This window comes from Neisseria sp. P0020.S005 (assembly GCF_051957055.1).
Lineage (GTDB): Bacteria > Pseudomonadota > Gammaproteobacteria > Burkholderiales > Neisseriaceae > Neisseria > Neisseria subflava_A.
The window spans coordinates 18,020-40,972 of the sequence record NZ_JBQCWV010000003.1 but is presented as its reverse complement, the minus strand read 5'-3'; the positions used below and the strand labels follow the sequence as shown (position 1 = coordinate 40,972).

Annotated in this window: 18 protein-coding genes; 10 read left to right on the top strand and 8 right to left on the bottom strand. The window is 49.5% G+C overall.

The genetic code is table 11. The features are described 5' to 3' along the window. Positions 1-235 precede the first annotated feature (235 nt). Positions 236-469: a hypothetical protein gene (locus ACTHTU_RS03445; RefSeq protein WP_070814360.1), complete on the bottom strand. Its 234-nt coding sequence runs from the start codon at positions 467-469 to the stop codon at positions 236-238. Between the two features lie 430 nt (positions 470-899). Between ACTHTU_RS03445 and ACTHTU_RS03440 the strand changes: the two genes are divergently transcribed. Continuing rightward, positions 900-2,294 (top strand): DEAD/DEAH box helicase, encoded by a 1,395-nt coding sequence (locus ACTHTU_RS03440; protein ID WP_315114259.1) that lies wholly within the window; start codon positions 900-902, stop codon positions 2,292-2,294. Between the two features lie 181 nt (positions 2,295-2,475). Here the strand turns inward: ACTHTU_RS03440 and acnB are convergent, their stop codons facing one another. Then, entirely contained in the window at positions 2,476-5,061 is a 2,586-nt protein-coding gene (acnB, locus tag ACTHTU_RS03435; protein ID WP_440361765.1) for a bifunctional aconitate hydratase 2/2-methylisocitrate dehydratase, read from the bottom strand. Positions 5,062-5,261: 200 nt separating this feature from the next. Beyond that, positions 5,262-6,299 (bottom strand): sensor histidine kinase, encoded by a 1,038-nt coding sequence (locus tag ACTHTU_RS03430; RefSeq protein WP_049331614.1) that lies wholly within the window; start codon positions 6,297-6,299, stop codon positions 5,262-5,264. A gap of 93 nt (positions 6,300-6,392) precedes the next feature. Between ACTHTU_RS03430 and argH the strand changes: the two genes are divergently transcribed. Continuing rightward, entirely contained in the window at positions 6,393-7,772 is a 1,380-nt protein-coding gene (argH, locus tag ACTHTU_RS03425; protein ID WP_440361764.1) for an argininosuccinate lyase, read from the top strand. Positions 7,773-7,939: 167 nt separating this feature from the next. Then, positions 7,940-8,464 carry a hypothetical protein gene (locus tag ACTHTU_RS03420; protein ID WP_440361763.1) on the top strand — a complete coding sequence of 175 codons (525 nt, stop codon included), beginning with the start codon at positions 7,940-7,942 and terminating at the stop codon, positions 8,462-8,464. Between the two features lie 50 nt (positions 8,465-8,514). Here ACTHTU_RS03420 and fumC read toward each other — a convergent pair whose 3' ends face one another. Next, positions 8,515-9,903, bottom strand: coding sequence for a class II fumarate hydratase (gene fumC / locus ACTHTU_RS03415; RefSeq protein WP_070823307.1), 1,389 nt, complete (start codon positions 9,901-9,903; stop codon positions 8,515-8,517). Between the two features lie 308 nt (positions 9,904-10,211). On the opposite strand from fumC, the gene ACTHTU_RS03410 reads away from it, so the two are divergent. The 7 genes from ACTHTU_RS03410 to ACTHTU_RS03380 all read left to right on the top strand — a co-directional run bounded on the left by ACTHTU_RS03410 (position 10,212) and on the right by ACTHTU_RS03380 (position 18,494). After that, positions 10,212-12,131 (top strand): TonB-dependent receptor, encoded by a 1,920-nt coding sequence (locus tag ACTHTU_RS03410; protein WP_440361762.1) that lies wholly within the window; start codon positions 10,212-10,214, stop codon positions 12,129-12,131. Positions 12,132-12,188: 57 nt separating this feature from the next. Beyond that, positions 12,189-13,166, top strand: coding sequence for an ABC transporter substrate-binding protein (locus ACTHTU_RS03405; protein WP_440361761.1), 978 nt, complete (start codon positions 12,189-12,191; stop codon positions 13,164-13,166). Between the two features lie 302 nt (positions 13,167-13,468). Further along, positions 13,469-14,476: a hypothetical protein gene (locus ACTHTU_RS03400; protein WP_440361760.1), complete on the top strand. Its 1,008-nt coding sequence runs from the start codon at positions 13,469-13,471 to the stop codon at positions 14,474-14,476. A 187-nt stretch (positions 14,477-14,663) separates the two neighbouring features. Next, a complete protein-coding gene (locus tag ACTHTU_RS03395) occupies positions 14,664-15,461 on the top strand; it encodes an ABC transporter permease (protein WP_009310823.1) in 798 nt (265 codons plus the stop codon). Next, positions 15,461-16,153: an ATP-binding cassette domain-containing protein gene (locus tag ACTHTU_RS03390; RefSeq protein WP_206193499.1), complete on the top strand. Its 693-nt coding sequence runs from the start codon at positions 15,461-15,463 to the stop codon at positions 16,151-16,153. The genes ACTHTU_RS03395 and ACTHTU_RS03390 overlap by 1 nt, the downstream gene beginning before the upstream one ends. 333 nt (positions 16,154-16,486) lie before the next feature. Then, positions 16,487-17,101 carry a CadD family cadmium resistance transporter gene (locus ACTHTU_RS03385; protein ID WP_004519352.1) on the top strand — a complete coding sequence of 205 codons (615 nt, stop codon included), beginning with the start codon at positions 16,487-16,489 and terminating at the stop codon, positions 17,099-17,101. A 295-nt stretch (positions 17,102-17,396) separates the two neighbouring features. Further along, positions 17,397-18,494, top strand: coding sequence for an NnrS family protein (locus ACTHTU_RS03380; RefSeq protein WP_440361759.1), 1,098 nt, complete (start codon positions 17,397-17,399; stop codon positions 18,492-18,494). 52 nt (positions 18,495-18,546) lie between these two features. Here ACTHTU_RS03380 and pgi read toward each other — a convergent pair whose 3' ends face one another. From pgi to pgl, 4 genes are all read right to left on the bottom strand, one after another. After that, positions 18,547-20,190 carry a glucose-6-phosphate isomerase gene (pgi, locus tag ACTHTU_RS03375; RefSeq protein WP_440361758.1) on the bottom strand — a complete coding sequence of 548 codons (1,644 nt, stop codon included), beginning with the start codon at positions 20,188-20,190 and terminating at the stop codon, positions 18,547-18,549. A 143-nt stretch (positions 20,191-20,333) separates the two neighbouring features. Further along, positions 20,334-21,182 (bottom strand): DNA-binding transcriptional regulator HexR, encoded by an 849-nt coding sequence (hexR, locus tag ACTHTU_RS03370; RefSeq protein ID WP_049352085.1) that lies wholly within the window; start codon positions 21,180-21,182, stop codon positions 20,334-20,336. Between the two features lie 77 nt (positions 21,183-21,259). Further along, a complete protein-coding gene (locus tag ACTHTU_RS03365) occupies positions 21,260-22,240 on the bottom strand; it encodes a glucokinase (protein WP_070713189.1) in 981 nt (326 codons plus the stop codon). Then, positions 22,221-22,916 carry a 6-phosphogluconolactonase gene (gene pgl / locus ACTHTU_RS03360; RefSeq protein WP_440361757.1) on the bottom strand — a complete coding sequence of 232 codons (696 nt, stop codon included), beginning with the start codon at positions 22,914-22,916 and terminating at the stop codon, positions 22,221-22,223. Before pgl ends, ACTHTU_RS03365 begins: the two co-directional genes overlap by 20 nt. Positions 22,917-22,953: the final 37 nt, after the last annotated feature.

Genomic DNA, 22,953 nt, shown 5'->3' with positions numbered 1-22,953 from the left:
ACACGTCTTTTTTTATTTTTTAATAAAACCAAAAGCATATCTTTGAATAATGGTCTTATACATGAAAAAACAAAGGCCGTCTGAAACATATTCAGACGGCCTTTGTTTTCAAGTTGCTCTAAGTCTGCCTTCATCCGGAGTATTGATGAGAGTGACTTCCTTGAATTTTATGACGCTTATTTTTTTGCTTTCTTAACAGCTGCTTTTTTAGCAGGAACAGCAGTTTCAGAATCAGCTACAGGCTCGCAGCAGGATCGGAAGCAACTGATTCAGCTGTACGTTGATAGCCTTTGCCTTTCATGCAAGCATCAAATACAGCACGATCAGCATTTTCACCAGATGCTTGTTGACATTGAGTCATCGCTTCTTCAACAGTGATGCGTGGCGCTGCCGCTTCTTCAGGTTTGGAAGAAGAACAAGCTGCCAACATCAGGCTACCGGTGGCAAGAGCGATTAATAAAGTTTTCATAATTATATATTCCTAAATTTTGATTTTATAGTTTACCGTTAAACGGGAGATACAGGCTACAAAACAAGCTCTGTACCTCAATATTGAGTACATGAGTGCAATTTAGTTTCATTTCAACCTGTAAGTTTTTGATAAATTAATTCTATTGAAGTTAAGGCAAATGCTTAATCCTCAATAAACTCAAAATCTTGCAGACCAGTCATTTTTTCTGTTTTTTTTTACTGTAAAAATATCAAAACGTGGCTGTTCCTAGTCGCAACCATCATTTGGGAAGTCCCTCTTTTTATGGCATAATGGACTACTTGACGGATTATTCCGCTCCCCATTTTTTCAAACCGCAGAATTAACATCATACTGCGGTTTGTCCATTTCAGAATCAGATTTTTCAGACGGCCTATCATTCAAAAGGCCGTCTGAACAGAAAGCCACCATCATGAATCCTTTCTCTTCACTCGGTTTAGGCAGCGAATTAGTCTCTGCCCTAACCGATCAAGGGTATGAAAACCCGACGCCTATCCAAGCCGCAGCGATTCCTAAAGCCTTGGCAGGACACGATCTTTTGGCCGCAGCACAAACCGGCACAGGTAAAACCGCCGCCTTTATGCTGCCCAGCCTCGAACGCCTGAAACGCTACGCCACATCCAGCACCTCCCCTGCCATGCACCCTGTCCGCATGTTGGTATTGACCCCGACCCGCGAACTGGCCGATCAAATCGATCAAAACGTGCAGGCATATATTAAAAATCTTCCTTTGCGCCATACCGTACTCTTCGGCGGCGTCAATATGGACAAACAAACTGCCGACTTGCGCGCTGGTTGTGAAATCGTTGTCGCTACGGTTGGCCGACTGCTCGACCACGTCAAACAAAAAAACATTAATTTAAACAAAGTTGAAATCGTCGTACTCGACGAAGCCGACCGTATGCTTGATATGGGTTTCATCGACGATATCCGTAAAATCATGCAGATGTTGCCCAAACAGCGACAAACCCTGCTTTTCTCCGCCACTTTCTCACCGCCTATCCGCAAGCTTGCGCAAGATTTTATGCACACGCCCGAAATGGTTGAAGTGGCTGCGCAAAATACCACCAACGCCAATGTCGAGCAACACATCATTGCCGTTGATGCACTCAAAAAGCGCAACCTGCTCGAACGTCTGATTGTTGATTTGCATATGAATCAAGTCATTGTATTCTGCAAAACCAAACAAAGCGTCGATCAAGTTACCCGCGACCTCGTCCGCCGCAACATTGCTGCCCAATCCATCCACGGCGACAAATCCCAACAAAGCCGACTGGAAACCCTCAACGCCTTTAAAGAAGGTACATTACGCGTTTTGGTTGCCACTGACGTTGCCGCACGCGGCCTGGATATTGCCGAGTTGCCTTTCGTCATCAACTACGAGCTACCAACCCAACCTGAAGACTACGTCCACCGCATCGGACGTACCGGCCGGGCCGGTGCTGACGGCGTTGCCATTTCCTTGATGGATAAAACCGAACAGAAAATGTTTGAATCCATTAAAGAGCTGATCGGCAGCGATTTGAATGTGGAACGCATCGAAGGCTTTGAGCCGCATTGGTGGGGCAACGACAATCAAGATGAAGCCGAAGCGCAACCGGTTCAGCACAACGACAGCCGCTCCCGCCGCGATGATAGAAACAAACGCAACGAATACGCGAATAAATCAGACAAAAACTCGAAAAAAGCAGAAGAGAAAAACGATCCGGGTATTGTCTGCGGTAAAATTGCCGGCAGAACACGCCGCAGCCGTCACGAGCGTCAGCCTTGCGCCCTACTCCAACCTGGTTTTGGCGTAAAGTAAACAACGCTGATTAATCGGTTTTGTGATTATTTATCCTAAGCAAAGGCCGTCTGAAACTTATCTTTCAGGCGGCCTTTTATTAAACTAAAAATAAAAAGGACGTGATGAACACGTCCTTTTTTTCCGTTTCAGACGGCCTTTATTATTTAAGGCTGTCTGAAAATCGGTTTACCTTGCTATATTAAACATTCACTTTCTCGGCTACTTCGTTGTAGCTGTCGATTTCGTTGAAGTTCATGTAGCGGTAGATTTGGTCGCCCTGCTCGTTGATGATACCGATATTGGCTTGGTATTCTTCAACAGTTGGGATTTTACCCAGTTTGGAGCAGATTGCTGCCAACTCAGCCGAGCCGAGGTAAACAAAGGTGTTTTTACCCAAACGGTTCGGGAAGTTACGGGTAGAAGTGGACATTACAGTCGCGCCTTCGTGTACTTGTGCTTGGTTACCCATACACAATGAGCAACCCGGCATTTCCATACGCGCGCCGGCACGGCCGAGTACGCCGTAGTGGCCTTCGTCAGACAATTCTTTTGCATCCATTTTGGTCGGCGGCGCTACCCACAGGCGCACAGGAATATCGCTCTTGCCTTCCAAGAGTTTGGAAGCAGCGCGGAAGTGACCGATGTTGGTCATACAAGAACCGATGAACACTTCGTCGATTTTGGTTCCGGAACGTTCGGACATGAAGCATACATCGTCCGGATCGTTCGGGCAGGCGATAATCGGCTCTTTGATGTCGTCCATGTTGATTTCAATCACGGCGGCGTATTCGGCATCTTTATCCGCTTCGAGCAGCTCCGGGTTCGCCAGCCATGCTTCCATGGCTTTGATACGGCGTTCCAAAGTGCGCGAATCTTGATAGCCGTCGGCAATCATGTTTTTCATCAACACAATGTTGGATTTCATGTACTCGATAATCGGCTCTTTGTTGAGCTTCACAGTACAGCCTGCAGCAGAACGTTCGGCAGACGCGTCAGTCAATTCAAAGGCTTGTTCCACTTTCAAATCAGGCAGACCTTCGATTTCGAGGATGCGGCCGGAGAAGATATTTTTCTTACCGGCTTTGGCAACAGTAAGCAGGCCTTGTTTAATCGCGTACAGCGGAATGGCGTTCACCAAATCACGCAGGGTTACGCCCGGTTGCAGTTTGCCGCTGAAGCGTACCAATACAGACTCAGGCATATCGAGCGGCATTACGCCTGTGGCTGCTGCGAAAGCAACCAAGCCGGAGCCGGCAGGGAAAGAAATACCGATAGGGAATCGGGTGTGGCTGTCGCCGCCGGTACCGACTGTATCAGGCAACAGCAGACGATTGAGCCATGAGTGAATCACGCCATCGCCCGGACGCAGAGCCACACCGCCACGGGTAGAAATGAAGGCTGGCAATTCTTTATGGGTTCTCACATCGACAGGTTTTGGATAAGCCGCGGTGTGACAGAAAGACTGCATCACCATATCTGCTGAGAAGCCCAAGCAAGCCAAGTCTTTCAATTCGTCGCGAGTCATCGGACCGGTAGTATCTTGCGAGCCGACAGTAGTCATACGTGGTTCGCAGTAAGTACCTGGGCGCACGCCTTTGCCTTCTGGCAAACCGCAGGCACGGCCAACCATTTTTTGAGCCAATGTGAAACCGGCTTTGCTTTCGGCAGGCGCTTGAGGCAGACGGAATTCGGTAGAAGCAGGCAGTTTCAATGCTTCACGTGCTTTGGCAGTCAGGCCGCGACCGATAATCAGGTTGATACGGCCACCGGCTTGCACTTCGTCCAGCAATACTTGAGATTTCAGACTGAACTCGGCAACAGTTTCGCCGTTTTTCACGATTTTGCCTTCATAAGGCAGGATATCGACGACATCGCCCATTTTCAGAGCAGATACATCGACTTCAATCGGCAATGCGCCGGAGTCTTCTTGAGTATTGAAGAAAATCGGCGCAATTTTGCCACCCAGACACACGCCGCCGAAACGTTTGTTCGGTACGAACGGAATATCTTCGCCTGTATGCCAAATTACAGAGTTGGTTGCGGATTTGCGTGAAGAACCGGTACCGACCACATCGCCAACGTAAGCAACAGGATGGCCTTTGGCTTTGAGTTCTTCCAACAATTTAATCGGACCGACTTCGCCCGGTTTATCAGGATTGATGCCGTCGCGCGGGTTTTTCAACATCGCCAGCGCGTGCAGAGGAATATCAGGACGGCTCCATGCATCAGGTGCAGGAGAGAGGTCGTCTGTATTGGTTTCACCGTCGACTTTGAAGACGGTAACAGTGATTTTTTCTGGAACTTTGGCACGAGAAGTGAACCATTCGGCATCTGCCCAAGATTGCAATACTTCTTGCGCGTATTTGTTGCCTTTTTCGGCTTTTTCTTGAACATCGTGGAAAGAGTCAAACATCAACAGAGTGTGTTTCAGACCATTTGCAGCGATAGGCGCAAGTTTGTCGTTATCCAAGAGTTCGATGAGTGCATGAATGTTGTAACCGCCAAGCATGGTACCCAACAGCTCAGTAGCATACTCAGGGGAAATCAGCGGACTGGATGCGCTACCTTCGGCAACGGCTGCCAAAAATGAGGCTTTAACTTTGGCAGCATCGTCCACACCGGGCGGTACGCGGTGAGCCAACAGCTCAACCAAGAACTCACCTTCACCGGCAGGTGGATTTTTCAGCAGCTCAACCAAATCAGCAGTCTGCTGAGCAGTCAGAGGAAGGGCGGGAATACCAAGGGCGGCGCGCTCGGCGGCGGCTTTACGATAGGCTTCTAACATCTCTTTGTTCCTTTTTCTGTTTTTTCTTCTGGACAATTGCAAATGATTTGCAATTAAGGATTGTAAACAATCCTTTTAAGTATCATAGACCAGTTTTCAAAAAATGGGAACAGTTATGTTACTGAGTGTAATAAATTTAAACTATTTTATTTAATGTATTAATAGTCCAACCTATCCAAAGCCGCCCTCTTCTAAGCGTTTTAGCCAAACAGACGGGAAACTTCGGCTGATTTTTTACGGTACGGCAATATGATTTCAACGCGGAACAGGCCGTCTGATTGGATGTTTCTGATTTTCGCATCGGTGTCATACATCAAAGTCAGGCGCTCTTTCAGATTGCGCAGAGCCATAGAATTGCCTTTATGCGGCTTGGTATTTTCGTTAGGTTCCGTTCCGCACGGATTTTCGATACTGATGAAAATAGATGATTTTTCCAATTTTGTTAATACCGTAATTATCCCTGGACGGTGGATAGATTCGACACCATGAAATACGGCATTCTCCAAAAGCGGTTGCAGCAGCAAATGCGGCGTTTCCGCATCATCAGGCGCATGGTGCTGCCACATAACCTGTACGCGCATATGTCCCATGCGGATTTGCTCGATGGCAATATATTCCTGCGCCCACTCGATTTCCTGCCCTAAGGTGCTGTTTTGACTACCATCGCGCAGTTGCGCGCGGAACAGGTTGGCCAGATTTTCCAGCAAAGTTTCCGCATCATACGGACGCAGACGGATTAAGCTGATGGCGGCATTCAAGCTGTTAAACAAGAAATGCGGACGGATACGCGCTGTCAACGCGCTCAGTCTGGCTTCGGAAATGGAAGGCGCGAGGCTGTTGCGGCGGGCCGCTTCGATGTACATGAAACTGAAACAAAAAAAGGTCAGCAAGAAGAAGTGTTGAATCAGCGGCCAAATTTCTGTCTTCAAAATCACTAAATCGACAAACAAGAAAATCAGCAGGTTGGAAACGTAGGAAACCACAACGCTATACTGTGAGCGAAGCAGGGACGGCGCAAATGCCTGTAAGAAATAGACCTTGAGTAAAATTAAGAGGATGACGGGGCAAGCCCATGAAAAATGTTGGAAAATCTGTTCCGGATAAGGCACGCCCGATACCGTCATCAACGGAAAGATAAACAAACTGATTAACAAAACAATGAGCAGGCGCACCAGAGTTGCGGAATTGCGCAAATCCGGCACTGCGAAATTCTGGTTTATTTGACGTATAATAGACATGATTTCAACCGTTTTCTTTCATAATGTATAGACGGGTCTGCTATATTGAAGACGTAGACCCTGTTTTTTTATTTATATTTTAAGGATGCTGATATGAGCAAGGACAAAACCTGGTCAGGCCGTTTTAACGAACCTGTTTCCGAGCTGGTCAAAAAATATACCGGCTCGATTGATTTTGACAAACGGCTGGCAGAATGGGACATCCAAGGCTCGCTGGCACACGCGCAAATGCTGACACAGTCGGGCGTTTTGAGCGAAGACGACCTCTCCGCCATCCGTCAGGGCATGGCCGAGATTATAGCAGAAATCAAGGAAGGAACTATTTCCTGGTCGCTGGATTTGGAAGATGTCCACATGAACATCGAACGCCGCCTCACCGACAAAATCGGCGACGCCGGCAAACGCCTGCACACCGGCCGCAGCCGCAACGACCAAGTCGCTACCGACATCCGCCTGTGGCTGCGCGATCAAATTACCGTTATTCAAAGCCTGATTCAAAACCTTCAGACGGCCTTGGTTGATTTGGCGGAACAAAATGCCGAAACCGTCATGCCCGGTTTTACCCATCTGCAAGTTGCCCAGCCGGTCAGCTTCGGGCATCACATGCTCGCCTACGTTGAAATGCTCGGCCGCGATTTCGAGCGCATGGCCGACTGCCGCAAACGCGTCAACCGTATGCCGCTCGGCGCAGCAGCACTGGCCGGTACCACCTACCCGATTCAACGCGAAATTACCGCCGAGCTGTTGGGCTTTGAACAAATCTGCCAAAACTCGCTCGATGCCGTATCTGACCGCGATTTTGCCATTGAGTTCACGGCTGCCGCTTCTCTGATTATGGTTCACCTGAGCCGCCTTTCCGAAGAATTGATTTTGTGGATGAACCCGCGTTTCGGCTTTATCGACATTGCCGACCGTTTCTGCACCGGCTCGTCCATCATGCCGCAAAAGAAAAACCCTGACGTACCCGAACTCGTGCGCGGCAAATCCGGTCGCGTGATTGGGCACCTGATCGGCCTGGTTACCCTGATGAAATCGCAACCTTTGGCATATAACAAAGATAATCAGGAAGACAAAGAGCCTTTGTTTGACACTGCCGACACGCTTATCGACACCCTGCGCATTTACGCCGACATGATGCGCGGCGTGACCGTCAAACCCGACAATATGCGCGCCGCCGTAATGCAGGGTTTTGCAACGGCTACCGACTTGGCGGATTACTTGGTGAAAAAAGGCATGCCTTTCCGCGACAGCCACGAAGTCGTTGCCCAAGCCGTGCGCCATGCCGATGAAGCTGGCGTTGATTTGAGCGAATTGCCGCTTGAGGTCTTGCAAGGTTTCAGCGGTTTGATTGCCGAAGATGTTTACAGCGTGCTGACACCCGAAGGCAGCTTAAACGCGCGCAACCACTTGGGCGGCACTGCGCCTGAACAAGTCCGTTTCCAAGTTAAACGCTGGCGTGAATTATTGGCTTAAACCCATCTAAACACATAATAAAAGGCCGTCTGAAAATTTTCAGACGGCCTTTTGATTACCTGTGTTACACTCAACCGCACAATAAAAACAGATAAACCTAAACTTACCTTCAAACGAGAAAACACGCCTCCTGACTTTGCCGCCATCTTCATACTAAAGGAGCAAGGATGAAAAACATTGTCTTAAAATTGATCATGATCTGCTTATGCTGCGGATGCTATGCCGTATTCGTTGCCTGGGAAAATGGCGGATTCAGCCAGCTCCATGATTTTCAAGCAATAGAGAGCAACGGCATGAGCGTATACCTTCATCAAACCTCCCCCGCAGCCATGCAGGCTGAAAAAAACGAGCTGTCGATTTTGCAAAACAACCAAAACAGCTTAGCCTCTTGCGTCGGCATTGAATCTTTATGCGAACACGCCAAGCCAGGAATCTGGGTTGAACATGCCAAATTCTTGCAACACAAAGACACGGGCAAATTATTGGTACTTTCGTTGGACTATTTGGAAAACAATGACACCGCAAAAACCCTACACAACCGCTATACTGCATCGCTCCTCCCCCAAGCAGACAAAACGGAAGCGTGGCATTATGCCTGGCGTACATTTTTGAGCTCAATAATGTTTCTAATGGTCGTCAATCTGACGCCAATGATTTTTACCCTATTCGAGGAAAAAACAACCGCAGCATAAAAACATGCCGTCTGAAAACATTTTCAGACGGCATGTTTCATTATTAAAGCTTAACGCGGATGAACCATATCGGCAGGAACGACCAATTCGTCAAACTCTTCGCCTGTCAGCAAGCCCAATTCGATGGCGGTTTCGCGCAACGATTTGTCGTTTTTATAGGCGGTTTTGGCGACCTTGGCGGCGTTTTCATAGCCGATTTTACGGTTTAACGCAGTAACCAACATCAGGGAATGGTGCAGGAAATAGTCGATTTTTTCCGGTACGGGTTCGATGCCGACGGCGCAGTGTTCGTTGAAGCTGTTGCACGCATCGCCCAACAGACGGATGGATTGCAAGAGGTTGTAGGCGATAACGGGCATATAGACGTTCAGCTCAAAGTTGCCCGATGCGCCTGCCATGCCGATGGTAACGTCGTTGCCGAACACTTGGCAGCACACCATGGTCATCGCTTCGCATTGGGTTGGGTTGACTTTGCCCGGCATGATGGACGAACCCGGCTCGTTTTCAGGGATTTTTATTTCGCCCAAACCGCAACGCGGGCCGCTTGCCAGCCAGCGGATGTCGTTGGCGATTTTGTTCAGGCTTGCTGCAAGTGTTTTCAATGCACCCGAAGCGGCAACGGCAGCATCGCGTCCGCCCAAGGCTTCAAATTTATTCGGCGCGCTGACAAACGGCAAGCCGGACAATTCGGCGAGTTTGGCAGCGGCTTTTTCGGCGTATTCGGGATGGCTGTTCAAACCCGTACCGACCGCCGTGCCGCCCAAAGCGAGTTCATATAAGTCTTTAAGCGCATCGTTCAGACGACCTAAGCCATGATCGAGCTGGGAAACGTAGCCGGAAAATTCTTGACCCAAAGTCAGCGGCGTCGCATCTTGCAAGTGGGTGCGGCCGATTTTGACGATGGGGGCGAATTCTTTGGCTTTTTTGTCCAATGTATCGCGCAAGGCTTTTACCGCCGGAATAAGGTGGCGGTTGATTTCAATCGCGGCGGCGACGTGGATGGCGGTCGGGAACGCGTCGTTGGTCGATTGCGCGTGGTTCACATGGTCGTTGGGATGGACGGGCTGATACGCCGCCAAACCTGTACCGGCAATTTCGTTGGCGCGGTTTGCCAGCACTTCGTTCATGTTCATATTGGACTGCGTGCCGGAGCCGGTCTGCCACACTACCAATGGGAACTGCCCGTCGAGCTTGCCGTTCAACACGTCGTCCGCCGCCTGCGTAATCAAATCCGCCTGTTCGGGCTTAATCCTGCCGAGGGAAACATTGGTGGCAGCTGCGGCTTTTTTCACCAGCGCCAAAGCATAAATCAACGGCTGCGGCAGGGTTTCGCCGCCGATTTTGAAATTGTTGCGGCTGCGCTGGGTCTGCGCGCCCCAATAGGCTTCGGATGGGACTTCGACATTGCCCATGGTGTCGTGTTCGGTACGGGTACTCATGCGTTTCTCCTATATTCAAACAGAAATAATAATGATTCGTAAATTTATTATACCCAGCAAAAGGCCGTCTGAAAAGAGAGGGGTTTTCAGACGGCCTTTTGCTTTATTAACCTGAAATATTAATAGAAGATAAAACCCGATTTCGGAGCAAATACAACCTGCGCCGCCGCTCCCCTCTTCTAAAAATTTTCCTCCTTGCCGATTTGTGTTCTACGCTAGGTATTTATCGACAATAAATACCTTATCGTTTCTTTACTTTGTTTTTCTCCAAGAGCATAATGAATAAAAATGATTATCAGGAGATGAAGATGAAACGAAAACATTTGGTTTACCTGTTAATGAGCAGTTTTGCCGCTGCAAACGGCTTTGCCGAAACCTTGGCAGACCCTGATGAAATCCAGCCTGTCAAAACCTTCTCCCCTCCCAAACCGATTGCGCCGACCGCCGCACAAGGCTATTTCCCCGAAAACCAATTCGACCGCACCGACCTCAGCGATCATTACTTTGTTACCGAAAACATAGACCAAGCCTTCCGTCCGTTGAAAGCAAACAGCGGCTTCTACGGCAAAAGCTTTTACAACTCCGTTACCGCACAAGCGCGTGGGGCAAAAGTGTATGGCGTGGCCAACCTCAATCACACCAAGGCCAACGGCTATAAAGACGGAGACGGCAATCAAACAGATTGGAAATACAGCCGTTTCAATCAAGCTTTGGTACTCGGTTTCGTGCCGTCTGAAAATCAGGAATACCGCCTCACTTATCTGCACGACGACATCAACAACGACCGCCAACCGCAGTTCGTCAACGATGCATTGGATACCGAACGCCACATCGCCAAACTCAACGCGCGTTGGGGCAATGCCGATTTGAGCAATACGGTCAGCGCAGAAGCTGGTGTCATCAAACTCAAACGCCATGCCGACAATTACTCCTTGCGACCAAACAACACGCCGCAGCAAGTGTTCGTAGAGCTTGACCGCAAAGTGTATGATTTCTCGCTCAAACACGATGCGGATTTCGGCAAGTTCCACAATACGGCCGCCGTCAGCTACCGCAACGACAGCCAAAACGGCGAGCGCAACGCCCACACCGCCATGCGCGACTTCCTCAACGGCTACCGTTTCGCCGATGTGCACATCGACCGCTGGCGCATTGCCGATACCCTGTCTTACAAGTTCAACGACCAACACAAACTGGGCTTGGGCTTAAGCTACGAAATCAACGAAGCGGACGTACGCAAAAATACGGCGCAGCCCGCCCATCCGATAAACCGCAACCTTGCCTTCGCCTCATCACAACAAATCTGGAAAACCCATTACGGCTACGACTTCGACGGTAAAGTGCGCCGTCATGCCTTCTCAGGCGAACTCAAATACGATTTCACGCCGTCTGAAACTCAAAAATACAGCGTTTCCCTTGCTCACTTAGAACGAATCGGCGACAACACCGAACGCTTCAACTCACTTGCCGCAATCGTGCAAAACCGCATGAACAGCGCGTTGATGAACCAAAATCCAGCCGCCGCCATCGCAGGCAATCCCCTGCTGAAAACCGAAAAACACAACCGCATCAAGCTCACCGCCGACAGCCGCAACGACTACTACAACGGCTACATGAACTCGTTGGCAGGCGCAGGCTGGAACGTGGGCGGCACACTTGTGGCGGACAAAGTCAAAGACCTGATTATTTTTGACCGCGCCCACGGACAAAGCGGCACAGCTTCCAAAGGCAGCGGCATCATCACACGCAACGTGGACGCACGATTGTTTACCGCGCAGGCCTACGCGCGTTACAACTTCAATCCGCATTGGGCGGCAGGTATCAAAGCCGCCTACAACTACGGACACAATGAAACCGACGGCAGGCCGCTCTATCAAATCCGTCCGTTTGAAGCCGCCGTCCAAGCCGACTACAAAAACTACTTTGCCCACGGCAGCTACAACATCGGCGCCGCAACACGCTTTGTCGCCAAACAAACGCGCGGCGATTTTGACGCGGCAAGCAGTCTGGGCATAGACAAACGCGAAGCCGCCAAAGGCTTTACCGTTGCCGACCTTTACGCAGGCGTAAACATCAAAGACAAATACGGCTTACGCTTGGGCGTGAACAATGTGTTCAACAAAAAATACGCCGAATACATCAGCGGCGACCACGTCCTCGCCCTATCCCCCAGCGTGGTGTATGCACCGGGCAGGACATATTGGTTAAGTTTGCATGCGGCTTTTTAAAATCAGGCCGTCTGAAAGAATGCCTACACTGGCTTATTAAGAATTAGGAGATAAAAAATGGATATGAAAAGACGCGATTTCTTAAAAATGACCGCCGCGCTGGCAGCCGCAGGCGTTTCGCCTTCATTGTTGGCTGCCGGTAAAGAACAATTTACCGTGTACGGCGCACCGGCAATGCCCAGCGTAACCATTGCCGTAGCGGCGTTGCAAGGCAAGCTGGCGAAGCAGGCGGATGTATCGCTGAAAATCTGGCGTTCGCCCGACCAACTGCGCGCAGGTGTAGCAAGCGGACAATTTAAAGTCATGATGAGTCCGAGCAATGTCGGCGTGAACCTGCGCAACCAAGGGCAGAAAGTCGGTATGGTCAATATTTTGACCAACGGCATCACGCAGCTGATGTGCAAAGGCAGCGCGATTGCCTCGCCGCAGGATTTGGTCGGTAAAAAAATCCTTGTGCCGTTTAAAAACGACATGCCCGACATCGTGCTGCAAGCCTTGTTGAAAAAACTGAAAATCGACGTACACAAAGTCGGCATCACTTACACCGCCACGCCGCCCGAAGCAGTCGGACTGTTTTTAAGCAAGGACTACCACGCCGCCATCCTGCCTGAACCGATGGCAACCGCCAGCCTACTGAAAGGCAAAACCATGGGCGTAAACGTCGTGCGCGGTTTTGACTTAGTGAAAGCATGGGGGCAGGCGTTTGACACCAAACCGCTGATTCCGATGGCGGGCATCATCGCCAACGAAGAATATTTCCACGCGCACAAGGCGCAGTTCGACATCTTCCATCAGGATTTGAAAAACGCGCTCAACTGGATACTGGCCAACCGCCAAAGCGCCGCGAAAATCGGCAAAAACTACCTACCCGCCCCCGAACCCGCCCTAGTCATGGGCTTGGACGGCGCGCGGCTGACGGTAACCAAAGGTAGCGAAGTGAAGAACGAGATTTTGAAGTTTTACGAAATCCTGATGCAGTTCAACCCGAAACTTTTGGGCGGCAAGCTGCCGGATAATGGATTCTTCTTGGCTTAAAAGGAGGAGAGGTCGTCTGAAAAAGGGGGAAGTTGTATTGGGGAATCCAATATACCCTTTTCAGACGACCCATCAGATAATAGTTCGAACAGTACACAAAGAGCCTTGTTTGGAAAAATAACGGGTAAACAATCGGTAAGGACGCGTCGTGGTATAGTAAACAATTGTCGCATTCCCATTGTATTTTCAGACGGCTTGTGAGCCAAAACGTTCACCTCCATTGTTGCCGTCCGCGAACTTTTAAGCAGCGGCTTAACCCATCGCTCGACTAAGACAAACATTACCATTTACTGGAGTAAAATATGAACTCAATTAATATTCAAGTAGAACAACAACAAGGACGTGTTGCAGATGAAGTAAGTGCATTGATTGCGGTTATTCGTCCAATTCTTCACGGATTATTATTTGCAATAAAAAATGATGTTGTAAATGAAACAGGCGGTATACATAATTTAAAACTGTTTATGCTACCTCGTGTTTATAGGCCTGGGTCTGGTGATTGCGGCATTTGCTTCGAATATGCTGTCCATGATGCAATTCAACGAAAAGACCCTATGATCATTGAACGGGTGCATGATAGTTTGACCCGTTTTTGTCGTGTACCAGGTAACGATACTGCATCTATTTTATTTGGAGCAGAAAAGACCGGAGCTTTGCAGCTTATTGGTAATGCAGATGATTTACTCACTGATGATTCTAGGATTTTAACAGGAGCGCAGGCACAACCACCAAAATTAAAACAATATATTCAAGACTTAATGCAGGCATTTCGTAGGCAGAATTATAGAGATCAACTGCCTAGCAGTATTTCTGGACTTTGGAAGGCTGATTTATTTCTAGGAAATAGGGATACTGATAGATGGGTGGGAACGACCGTTAAAATAAACAAATCTCAGTTAGAAGGAGCTCAAGGGTTAAGAATAGGTATAGTTCCTTCAACATTTGGAAAGGGTGATCAAATAGTCTTTGATTCAAACCGTAACCTTGTAGTGTGCCCTTTGCCATATGACGGTTCTTTTATGGAGATTTTTTACTCTGCATGGCAGATTATTCAATCCTTTATTTATTGGGATGCAAAAATGCCCAAACCAGAATATCTTTCTGTTGGTTCTCACAGAATAGTTGCACAACGCTTGGAAGAAAGACGAGAATTAACCGTTTTAGAAGCCATTGATTCTCTTGCTCCTATTGCTCAACCTGGGCTCTTGATTACTGACTCTCACCAAGTATCAATTAGTACAAATTCCAATCAAGTAGAAAGCATAAAAAATGTAATTGCTCCGCAGCCTTTACAGTTTTCTTTAAATTAAGAACAAACGTAGGTCGTGTTAGCCACAGTCGTAACCCAACCATGAATCCCAAACCAAGGTCGTCTGAAAACACTATTTTGGGAAATCAAACCGTTTCGTTGGGTTACGGTGTTCCATCTAACCCAATCACCATTTTTTCAGACGACCTACCGTTCCCAAACCATCCCCACCAACCAATACCCAAACCATGATTAAAACCGACAAAATCCGCAAACCGCAGCCTGCGGTGTTTTACATCATCGACTACCTTTGGAGCGGCTTTGCCGGACTGAGCGTGGCGATGGTGGTGGTGGCGTTGTGGGCATGGGGCAGTGCCGTGTTTGGTGAGTTTATGCTGCCTGCGCCGGTGGAGGTGTTTCAAAAGTCTTTGGATTTATTGAAACATTTTCAGGAAAACGAAATCGGGATTTCGCTGTGGCGGTCGGTGGTGGGGATTTCGGTTGCTTTGGCGGCGGGATTGGCGGCGGGGCTGGTGGCGGGCAGTTTTAAGACGGCGATGGCGTTGCTCAAGCCTGTGATTACGGTTTTGTTGGCGATGCCGCCGATTATTTGGGTGGTGATGGCGTTGTTTTGGTTCGGTTTCGGCAATCCGAGCGTGCTGTTTACCATCATTGTGTTGGTCGCGCCGCTGACGTTTGCGAGTGCGGCGGTCGGGATGGCGAGTGTGAACAAGCAGCATGAGGAATTGTTTGACGCTTATAAATTGGGTCGTCTGAAAAAAATCCGTTATCTGTATATCCCGCATCTGACGGGCTATGTGATTTCCAGCATCGGCGTGGCGGTGGCGATGGGGGTGAAGGTGGTGATTATGGCGGAACTCTTGGGCGCGAGCGAAGGCGTGGGAGCGCGGATTGCGGACGCGAGGGCGATGCTGGAAACTTCGACGGTGATGGCTTATGTGGTGCTGGTTATCGTGTTTGTATCGCTGTTTGAATACCTGATTACCAAGCCTTTGGAAATTTTGTTTATGCCGTGGAGGAGATGATGCTCTGTCTTGAAAACGTGCGTTTTGAAATTCTCCGCGATCCCATTGTGCGCGATTTCAGTTTGAACCTGCAACACGGCGAAGTAAAAGCTTTGTTCGGGCCGAGCGGCTGCGGCAAGACGACGGTTTTGCGGCTGATTGCGGGTTTGGAAACGCCGAAATCGGGCACGATACGCAATACTTTCCGCAAAACGGGTTTTCTGTTTCAGGAAAACCGCCTGCCGGGAAACTTGACCGCGATGCAGAATATCGCTATTTTTATGGACAAACTCGATGAAGGCGAAATCATCGCGCTGGCGGCGAAAGTCGGGCTGACTGCGGGCGATTTGAACAAATATCCGACCGAATTGTCCGGCGGCATGGCGAAACGGGTAGCATTTTTGCGCCTGCTGCTGTGCGGCTGCGACCTTGCCTTGCTGGACGAGCCGTTCGTCGGTTTGGACCGCGATTTGCGCGATATTTTGGTCGCCATGCTGGTGGAAAAAATCGAGCGGCAGGGCATGGCGTGTATGCTGGTAACGCACGACCGCTTCGAAGCCGCACGCCTGAGCCATGAAATCATGCTGCTTTCCACTAAGGGCATGAACGTGCAAAACGTGATTACCCTGCCTACGCCGCTGTCCGAACGCGATTCGGCTTTTGAAGAAGCCGTGGTGGCAAGAGAGTTTCAGGGGATTCATTATTATGAGTGATAGGAATTTAAATTTCTGACAAACCTTGCGGTTCGTTGCCCTCTCCCTAACCCTCTCCCTAACCCTCTCCCTAACCCTCTCCCACGGGGAAAGGGGATCAGGTTTCTCAAAATCAGAGAGCCGTAGAATTGGGAATCAGATGTCAGGTAAACCTGAAAATGTTCAGGCTCGACAGCCCAATTCCCTCTCCCCGTGGGAGATGGCTAGGGAGAGGGTAAGCAAGCCGCAGGCTTGCCTCTTTAGCGAAAGATACGAATCTGTTATCCGAACGCGATTCGGTTTTTGAAAAAGCCGTGGTGCCAAGGGGGCAGGGGATTCATTATGAGGTGCTTTATGTTTTCGACTGTGATTACTGCTGCTGTTTTATATATTGCTACAGCAGTAGATTTGTTGGTAATACTATTAATATTTTTTGCTAGAGCAAATACTAGAAAAGAATATCGAGATATTTATATCGGACAATATTTAGGTTCTGTAATTTTAATATTAGTTAGTTTATTTCTAGCTTTTGTTTTGCATTATGTTCCGGAAAAATGGGTGTTGGGTTTATTAGGTTTAATACCGATTTACTTAGGTATTAAAGTTGCTATTTACGACGATTGTGAGGGCGAAAAAAGAGCTAAAAAAGAATTGGATGAAAAAGGGTTGTCAAAATTAGTCGGTATTGTTGCTTTGGTTACAGTTGCTAGTTGTGGTGCAGATAATATTGGACTTTTTGTTCCTTACTTTGTGACTTTAGATCTTGTCGACTTATTAGTTACTCTTCTTGTATTTTTAATATTGATTTTTGTTTTAGTATATACAGCACAAAGATTGGCTAATATTTCAGGTATTGGTGAAATTGTAGAGAAGTTTAGTCGTTGGATAATGGCTGTTATTTATATTGGTTTAGGATTATTTATTATTATTGAAAATAATACAATTCAAACAATAATATCAATAATATGAATGATACGGGCATTTGAGTATCTGACAAACCTTGCGGTTCGTTACCCTCTCCCTAACCCTCTCCCACGGGGCGAGGGGAACAGGTTGCTGAAAATCAGAGAGCGCAGGATTGAAAATCAGATGGCAGGTAAACCTGAAAATGCTCGGGCTCGACAGCCTAATCCCCTCTCCCCGTGGGAGAGGGCTAGGGAGAGGGTAAGCAAGCCGCAGGCTTGCCTCTTTGTCAAAAGATACGGCCCTGTCCGCCCAATAAATCCATATCCGAAAGCATCTTCATGCAGAATCAAGCCAAGTCATGAATAAATTTTTCACCCACCCCATGCGGCCGTTTTTTGTCGGCGCGGCGGTACTTGCCATACTCGGCGTGTTGGTGTTTCTCATCAGCCCCGGTGCCATCGTCTTGCACCGCCAAATCTTCTTAGAACTCATGCTGCCTGCGGCATACGGCGGTTTTCTGACTGCCGCCATGCTCGAATGGACGGGTTATAAAGGTCGTCTGAAACCTGTTGCTACTTTGATGGCGGCATTGTTGCTCGCCGCATCCGTCCTGTTGCCGTTTGCGACGCAAACCTCTTCGTTTTTCGTCGCCGCCTATTGGCTGGTGTTGCTGCTGTTCTGCGCCTGGCTGATTTGGCTCGACCGCAACACCGACAACTTTGCCCTGCTAATGTTACTTGCCGCGTTCACCGTTTTTCAGACGGCCTATGCCGTCAGCGGTGATTTGAACCTGTTGCGCGCGCAAGTGCATCTGAACATGGCGGCGGTCATGTTTGTATCCGTCCGCGTCAGCGTCCTTCTGGGCGCGGAAGCCCTTAAAGAATGTCGTCTGAAAGACCCCGTATTCATCCCCAACGTCGTCTATAAAAACATCGCCATCACCTTCCTGCTGCTGCACGCCGCCGCCGAGCTTTGGCTGCCCGCGCAAACCGCCGGTTTTACCGCGCTCGCCGTCGGCTTCATCCTGCTCGCCAAGCTGCGCGAACTGCACCATCACGAACTCCTGCGCAAACACTACGTCCGCACTTATTACCTGCTCCAGCTTTTTGCCGCCGCAGGCTATCTGTGGACAGGCGCGGCGAAACTGCAAAATCTGCCCTCCTCCGCCCCATTACACCTGATTACCCTCGGCGGTATGATGGGCGGCGTGATGATGGTGTGGCTGACCGCCGGACTGTGGCACAGCGGCTTTACCAAACTCGACTACCCTAAGCTCTGCCGCATTGCCGTCCCCCTTCTCTTTATGGCTGCCGTCTCGCGCGCTTTCTTGATGAACGTGAACCCGATATTTTTCATTACCGTTCCTGCGCTTCTGACCATCGCCGTGTTCGTACTGTATCTTTTCACGTTTGTACCGATATTTCGGGAAAATGCGTTTACGGATGATCCGGAATAAAACAAAAGGCCGTCTGAAACTTTCAGACGGCCTTTTGTTTTAAATAAATGCTTTATTTGTTGGCATTCAAATAAAGATTAATCAGACGTGTAGTCGAGCTGTCGTGTTTTTGCACTTCGGTCTCGCCGGTCAATTCGGCAAGAATGGTTTTGGCCAGTTGTTTGCCGAGTTCTACGCCCCATTGGTCAAAGCTGTTAATGCCCCAAATAATGCCTTGAACGAAGGTTTTGTGTTCGTACATGGCAATCAGGCTGCCCATATTGCGCGGGTTGATTTTGTCCATGAGGATGAGGTTGGTCGGGCGGTTGCCTGAGAAGGTTTTATGCGGAACCAGCTCTTCGATACGCTCTGCTTCCATGCCTTGTGCTTGAAGCTCGGCGCGTACTTCGTCAGGCGTTTTACCGCGCATAAAGGCTTCGGCTTGGGCAAAGACGTTGGCCAACAGGATTTCGTGATGGCCTTGCAAATTGCTGCGTTTTTCAAGAGAGGCAATGAGGTCAATCGGTGTGATGTGCGTACCTTGGTGCAGCAGTTGGAAGAAGGCGTGCTGACCGTTGATACCTGTTTCGCCCCAAATAATCGGGGAAGTTTCGTAACCGACCGGTTTACCGTCGAGGGTAACTTGTTTGCCGTTGCTCTCCATATCGAGCTGCTGGATGAATTTGGGCAGACGGTGGAGATGTTGGTCGTAAGGCGCGATAACGTGGCTGCCGCCGCCGTAGTAGTTGATGTACCAAATGCCGATAAGGGCAAGGATAACCGGCAGGTTACGCTCCAGTGGCGTGTTGATGAAGTGTTGGTCCATCAAGTGCGCGCCGTTGAGCATTTCGATGAAGTTCTCTTCGCCGAGATACAGCATAATCGGCAGGCCGATGGCTGACCAGAGGCTGTATCGTCCGCCGACCCAGTCCCAAAATTCAAACATATTGGCGGTATCGATACCGAATTCGGCAACGGCTTTTTGGTTGGTCGATACGGCAACGAAGTGTTTGGCCACGGCGCTTTCATCGCCTGCATGATCCAAGAACCATTTACGCGCGGTCAGGGCGTTGGTCAGGGTTTCTTGGGTGGTAAAGGTTTTGGAGGCGATGATGAAGAGGGTGGTCTCGGGGTGGACTTTGGACAATACGTCGCGCAGTTGGGAGCCGTCCACATTGGAGACGAAGTGCATGTTCAAACGCGGATGACCGAAAGGCTTGAGCGCAGTACACATCATCAGAGGGCCGAGGTCGGAGCCGCCGATACCGATGTTGACGACGTCGGTAATGACTTGATTGGTATAGCCCAACCAGCTGCCGCTGCGGACTTCATGCGCGAATTCGCCCATGCGTTGCAGGACATGGTTGACCTTAGGCATGACATCCTCGCCATCCACGACGATGGGGGCATTGGTGCGGTTGCGCAGGGCAACGTGGAGTACGGCGCGGTTTTCTGTCGTATTGATTTTTTCGCCGTGGAACATTTGCTGCATCCGTTCCGGCACGCCTGCTTCACGAGCCAACTCGAACAAAAGCGACATGGTTTCGTCGTTGATACGGTTTTTAGAATAATCCAAAGTCAGGCCGCCAACCTGCAGCCAGTAGCGCTCGGCACGTTCGGGATCTTGCTCGAACATTTCGCGCATATGTTGTTCTTTGGTTTCGTCAAAATGTATCCATAATTTTGACCAAGCTGGTAAATCGTGAAGGTGTTTCATCGGATGCTCTCCTGGATATTGGACAGTTTTGTTGAGAAAACGGCCGTGAGGTCGTCTGAAACGGGAACGGGGTGGTTTCCGTTTTTTGAGGTTTCAGACGGCCTTGATGTGGGTTGGGGCCGTCTGAAGATATCAGTGAAGAATCAATCTTTATCGTATTCGATGTGTTTGTTATGTATGCTTTTTTTACTTTTTTGCAGTTGCGTGCTGGCAGTATCGCCCAAGCGCAAGGCCAAGCCGATGGCAAGAATGTCGATAACGGCCAGCTGCAGAAGACGGGACACCATAGGCGTATAAAGCTCGGCATTTTCCTGAGTGGCAATACTCAATACGCAGTCGGCCATTTGAGCCAACGGCGAATCATTGCGAGTCAGCGCGATAACGGCTGCGCCGTTTTCTTTGGCGATACTGGCCGCGTCCAGCAATTCGATAGACGAGCCGGTATTGGAAATCGCCACCAATACATCCTGCTCGGTCAATACGGAAGCCGCCATCAGCTGGGTATGCGTATCGACATAGGCAACGGTGGACATACCGAAGCGGAAGAATTTGTGTTGCGCATCTTGGGCAACGATGCCGGAGTTGCCGACACCATAAAACTCAACGCGTCGCGCGTGCATCAGAATGGCAATCGCGTTTTCCAGCTCGGATTCTTTCAGGAAGCGGCGCTCGCCCAAGAGGGAGGCTGCAGCATTGCCCAATACTTTTTCGACCACGCTGCTCATGTTGTCATCGGCGTTCAATTCTTCATGAACGTAAGGCATACCTTCATGGCCGATGCTGGCAGACAAAGCGAGTTTGAACTCAGGCAAGCCTTTGTAACCCAAGCTGCGGCAGAAACGGATTACAGTCGGCTGACTGACGGAAGCACGCTCGGCGATTTCCGCCACAGCGGCATGAACGAACCATTTCGGCTCGGCCAACGCAGATTCGGCAACTTTGCGTTCTGCGCCGGAGAGGTTGGACAATGATTCGCTGATTTTGCTTAACATATACTCTACCCTTTGATTTTTTGACGTTCAGGACAAGGGTTTTTTCCACCCCCTGCCCTGCACCGCCGTTTGTGTGTTTAAACGTTATTTAAATGATTGTCTAACGCGACCGCCGCGCCGACGATGCCCGGAAACTCGCTCAATACGACATACACGGGAATAGCGGCAAGATAAGCCTCAAAGCGGCCTTTATTTTCAAAGCGGCTGCGGAACGGGGACGTTTTAAAGTAATCCAACACGCGCGGGATAATGCCGCCGCACAAATACACGCCGCCGCGCGCACCCAATGACAAAGCCAAATTGGAAGCAACCGTACCCAGCATGGCGCAGAAAATATCCAAAGTCTGACGGCAAATCGGCGATGTTCCGCTCAATGCCTTATCAGTGATTTCAGAAGGCTTCAGACGGCATTGTTTGATGTTGTCGCGTTTGGCTAATGCCTCGTAAATCAGGCTCAAACCTGCGCCGCTCAAAAAACGCTCGGCAGAAACATGGCCGTATTTGTTTTTAGCGTATTGCCAAATCAACACTTCCATATCGTCAAACGGCGGGAAGCTGGTATGGCCGCCCTCGCCTGCCAACGCCACCCAACCGGCAGCGCTGTGCACCAAACCACTGACACCCAAACCTGTACCCGGACCGATAACGGCTTTAGGTGCAAATTCGATGGGCTTTTGACCGCCGATTTGTACCAAGTCATTCTTTTCAGTTTTGGTCACTGCCAAAGCTTGGGCGGTAAAATCGTTCAACAGAATCAACGTTTCAAAACCCAAAGCCTGACGGGTAGTCTCGATGGAGAATGCCCAGTGGTGGTTGGTCATCTGCACCCAATCGCCCAAAATCGGATTGGCAATCGCAAAGGCGGCGTGCAAAACTTTCGGGCTGCCTGCGCGTTCCAAATAAGTTTTGGCGGCATCAACGACGGTATCGTAATCTTTACAAGGTAAAACTTCAGCCTTCTCAATCACTTGCGGTGCAGTTTCAAGCGCAAAACGGGCATTCGTACCGCCGATATCGGCGACCAGGCGGGGATAAGCTTCAGTGTGCATAGTAGACATGGCAGTTAATTCCTTGGTGATTGAGAATCAGGCTGGTCGGATATTCGGTATCGACCCTTGCAGCAGCTTTGTCGAATACCGCTTTTTTCTCTGCGCCTTGAATGGCCAAAAATACATTCGGCGTTTTGGCAATCGCACCCAAAGTCATGCTCACACGCTCATGCGGCGCGGTAACCGGCGTAGTATGAATCAATGTCGGGTCATCAGCTTCATTGATTGCGGCCTGTAATTGAGGCGCTTGAGGGAACAACGACGCTGTATGCCCGTCTCCTCCCATGCCCAACACCAGCACGTCAGGTTGCTTGTAATGTTTCAATGCATAAGCAACGACAACTTCAGGTTGTAATTCAGTTTCAGACTTTCCGTCTTCAATAACAGGAATCCATGTGGCAACGGCCGCGTTATTTTTGAGCAGATATTCGCGTACCAAGCCTGTATTGCTGTCGGTATGCGTGGTCGGGACAATACGTTCGTCCACCAAAGTAATGCCGACGTTTTGCCAATTTAAATCTTTTTGCGACAAAGCCTCGAAAAACGCAATCGGCGAACGGCCGCCGGAAACGGCCAAAACCGCATGGCCTTTCTCATTCAATGCGGCTTGCAATGCCGCGGCAACGGCATCAGCCAAAGCTTGCGCGGCAGTTGCAGCGTTTTCTTGTTCGTGCCAAACAAACATGTTTCGTCCTTTCATGGTTTCAGACGGCCTTTTGTTG

Excerpts from the sequence above, each read along its gene's own strand:
- ACTHTU_RS03445 (WP_070814360.1), bottom strand. The coding sequence starts at position 469 with ATGAAAACTTTATTAATCGCTCTTGCCACCGGTAGCCTGATGTTGGCA.
- acnB (WP_440361765.1), bottom strand. The coding sequence starts at position 5,061 with ATGTTAGAAGCCTATCGTAAAGCCGCCGCCGAGCGCGCCGCCCTTGGT.
- ACTHTU_RS03430 (WP_049331614.1), bottom strand. The coding sequence starts at position 6,299 with ATGTCTATTATACGTCAAATAAACCAGAATTTCGCAGTGCCGGATTTG.
- argH (WP_440361764.1), top strand. The coding sequence starts at position 6,393 with ATGAGCAAGGACAAAACCTGGTCAGGCCGTTTTAACGAACCTGTTTCC.
- ACTHTU_RS03420 (WP_440361763.1), top strand. The coding sequence starts at position 7,940 with ATGAAAAACATTGTCTTAAAATTGATCATGATCTGCTTATGCTGCGGA.
- fumC (WP_070823307.1), bottom strand. The coding sequence starts at position 9,903 with ATGAGTACCCGTACCGAACACGACACCATGGGCAATGTCGAAGTCCCA.
- ACTHTU_RS03410 (WP_440361762.1), top strand. The coding sequence starts at position 10,212 with ATGAAACGAAAACATTTGGTTTACCTGTTAATGAGCAGTTTTGCCGCT.
- ACTHTU_RS03405 (WP_440361761.1), top strand. The coding sequence starts at position 12,189 with ATGGATATGAAAAGACGCGATTTCTTAAAAATGACCGCCGCGCTGGCA.
- ACTHTU_RS03400 (WP_440361760.1), top strand. The coding sequence starts at position 13,469 with ATGAACTCAATTAATATTCAAGTAGAACAACAACAAGGACGTGTTGCA.
- ACTHTU_RS03395 (WP_009310823.1), top strand. The coding sequence starts at position 14,664 with ATGATTAAAACCGACAAAATCCGCAAACCGCAGCCTGCGGTGTTTTAC.
- ACTHTU_RS03390 (WP_206193499.1), top strand. The coding sequence starts at position 15,461 with ATGCTCTGTCTTGAAAACGTGCGTTTTGAAATTCTCCGCGATCCCATT.
- ACTHTU_RS03385 (WP_004519352.1), top strand. The coding sequence starts at position 16,487 with ATGTTTTCGACTGTGATTACTGCTGCTGTTTTATATATTGCTACAGCA.
- ACTHTU_RS03380 (WP_440361759.1), top strand. The coding sequence starts at position 17,397 with ATGAATAAATTTTTCACCCACCCCATGCGGCCGTTTTTTGTCGGCGCG.
- pgi (WP_440361758.1), bottom strand. The coding sequence starts at position 20,190 with ATGAAACACCTTCACGATTTACCAGCTTGGTCAAAATTATGGATACAT.
- hexR (WP_049352085.1), bottom strand. The coding sequence starts at position 21,182 with ATGTTAAGCAAAATCAGCGAATCATTGTCCAACCTCTCCGGCGCAGAA.
- ACTHTU_RS03365 (WP_070713189.1), bottom strand. The coding sequence starts at position 22,240 with ATGTCTACTATGCACACTGAAGCTTATCCCCGCCTGGTCGCCGATATC.
- pgl (WP_440361757.1), bottom strand. The coding sequence starts at position 22,916 with ATGTTTGTTTGGCACGAACAAGAAAACGCTGCAACTGCCGCGCAAGCT.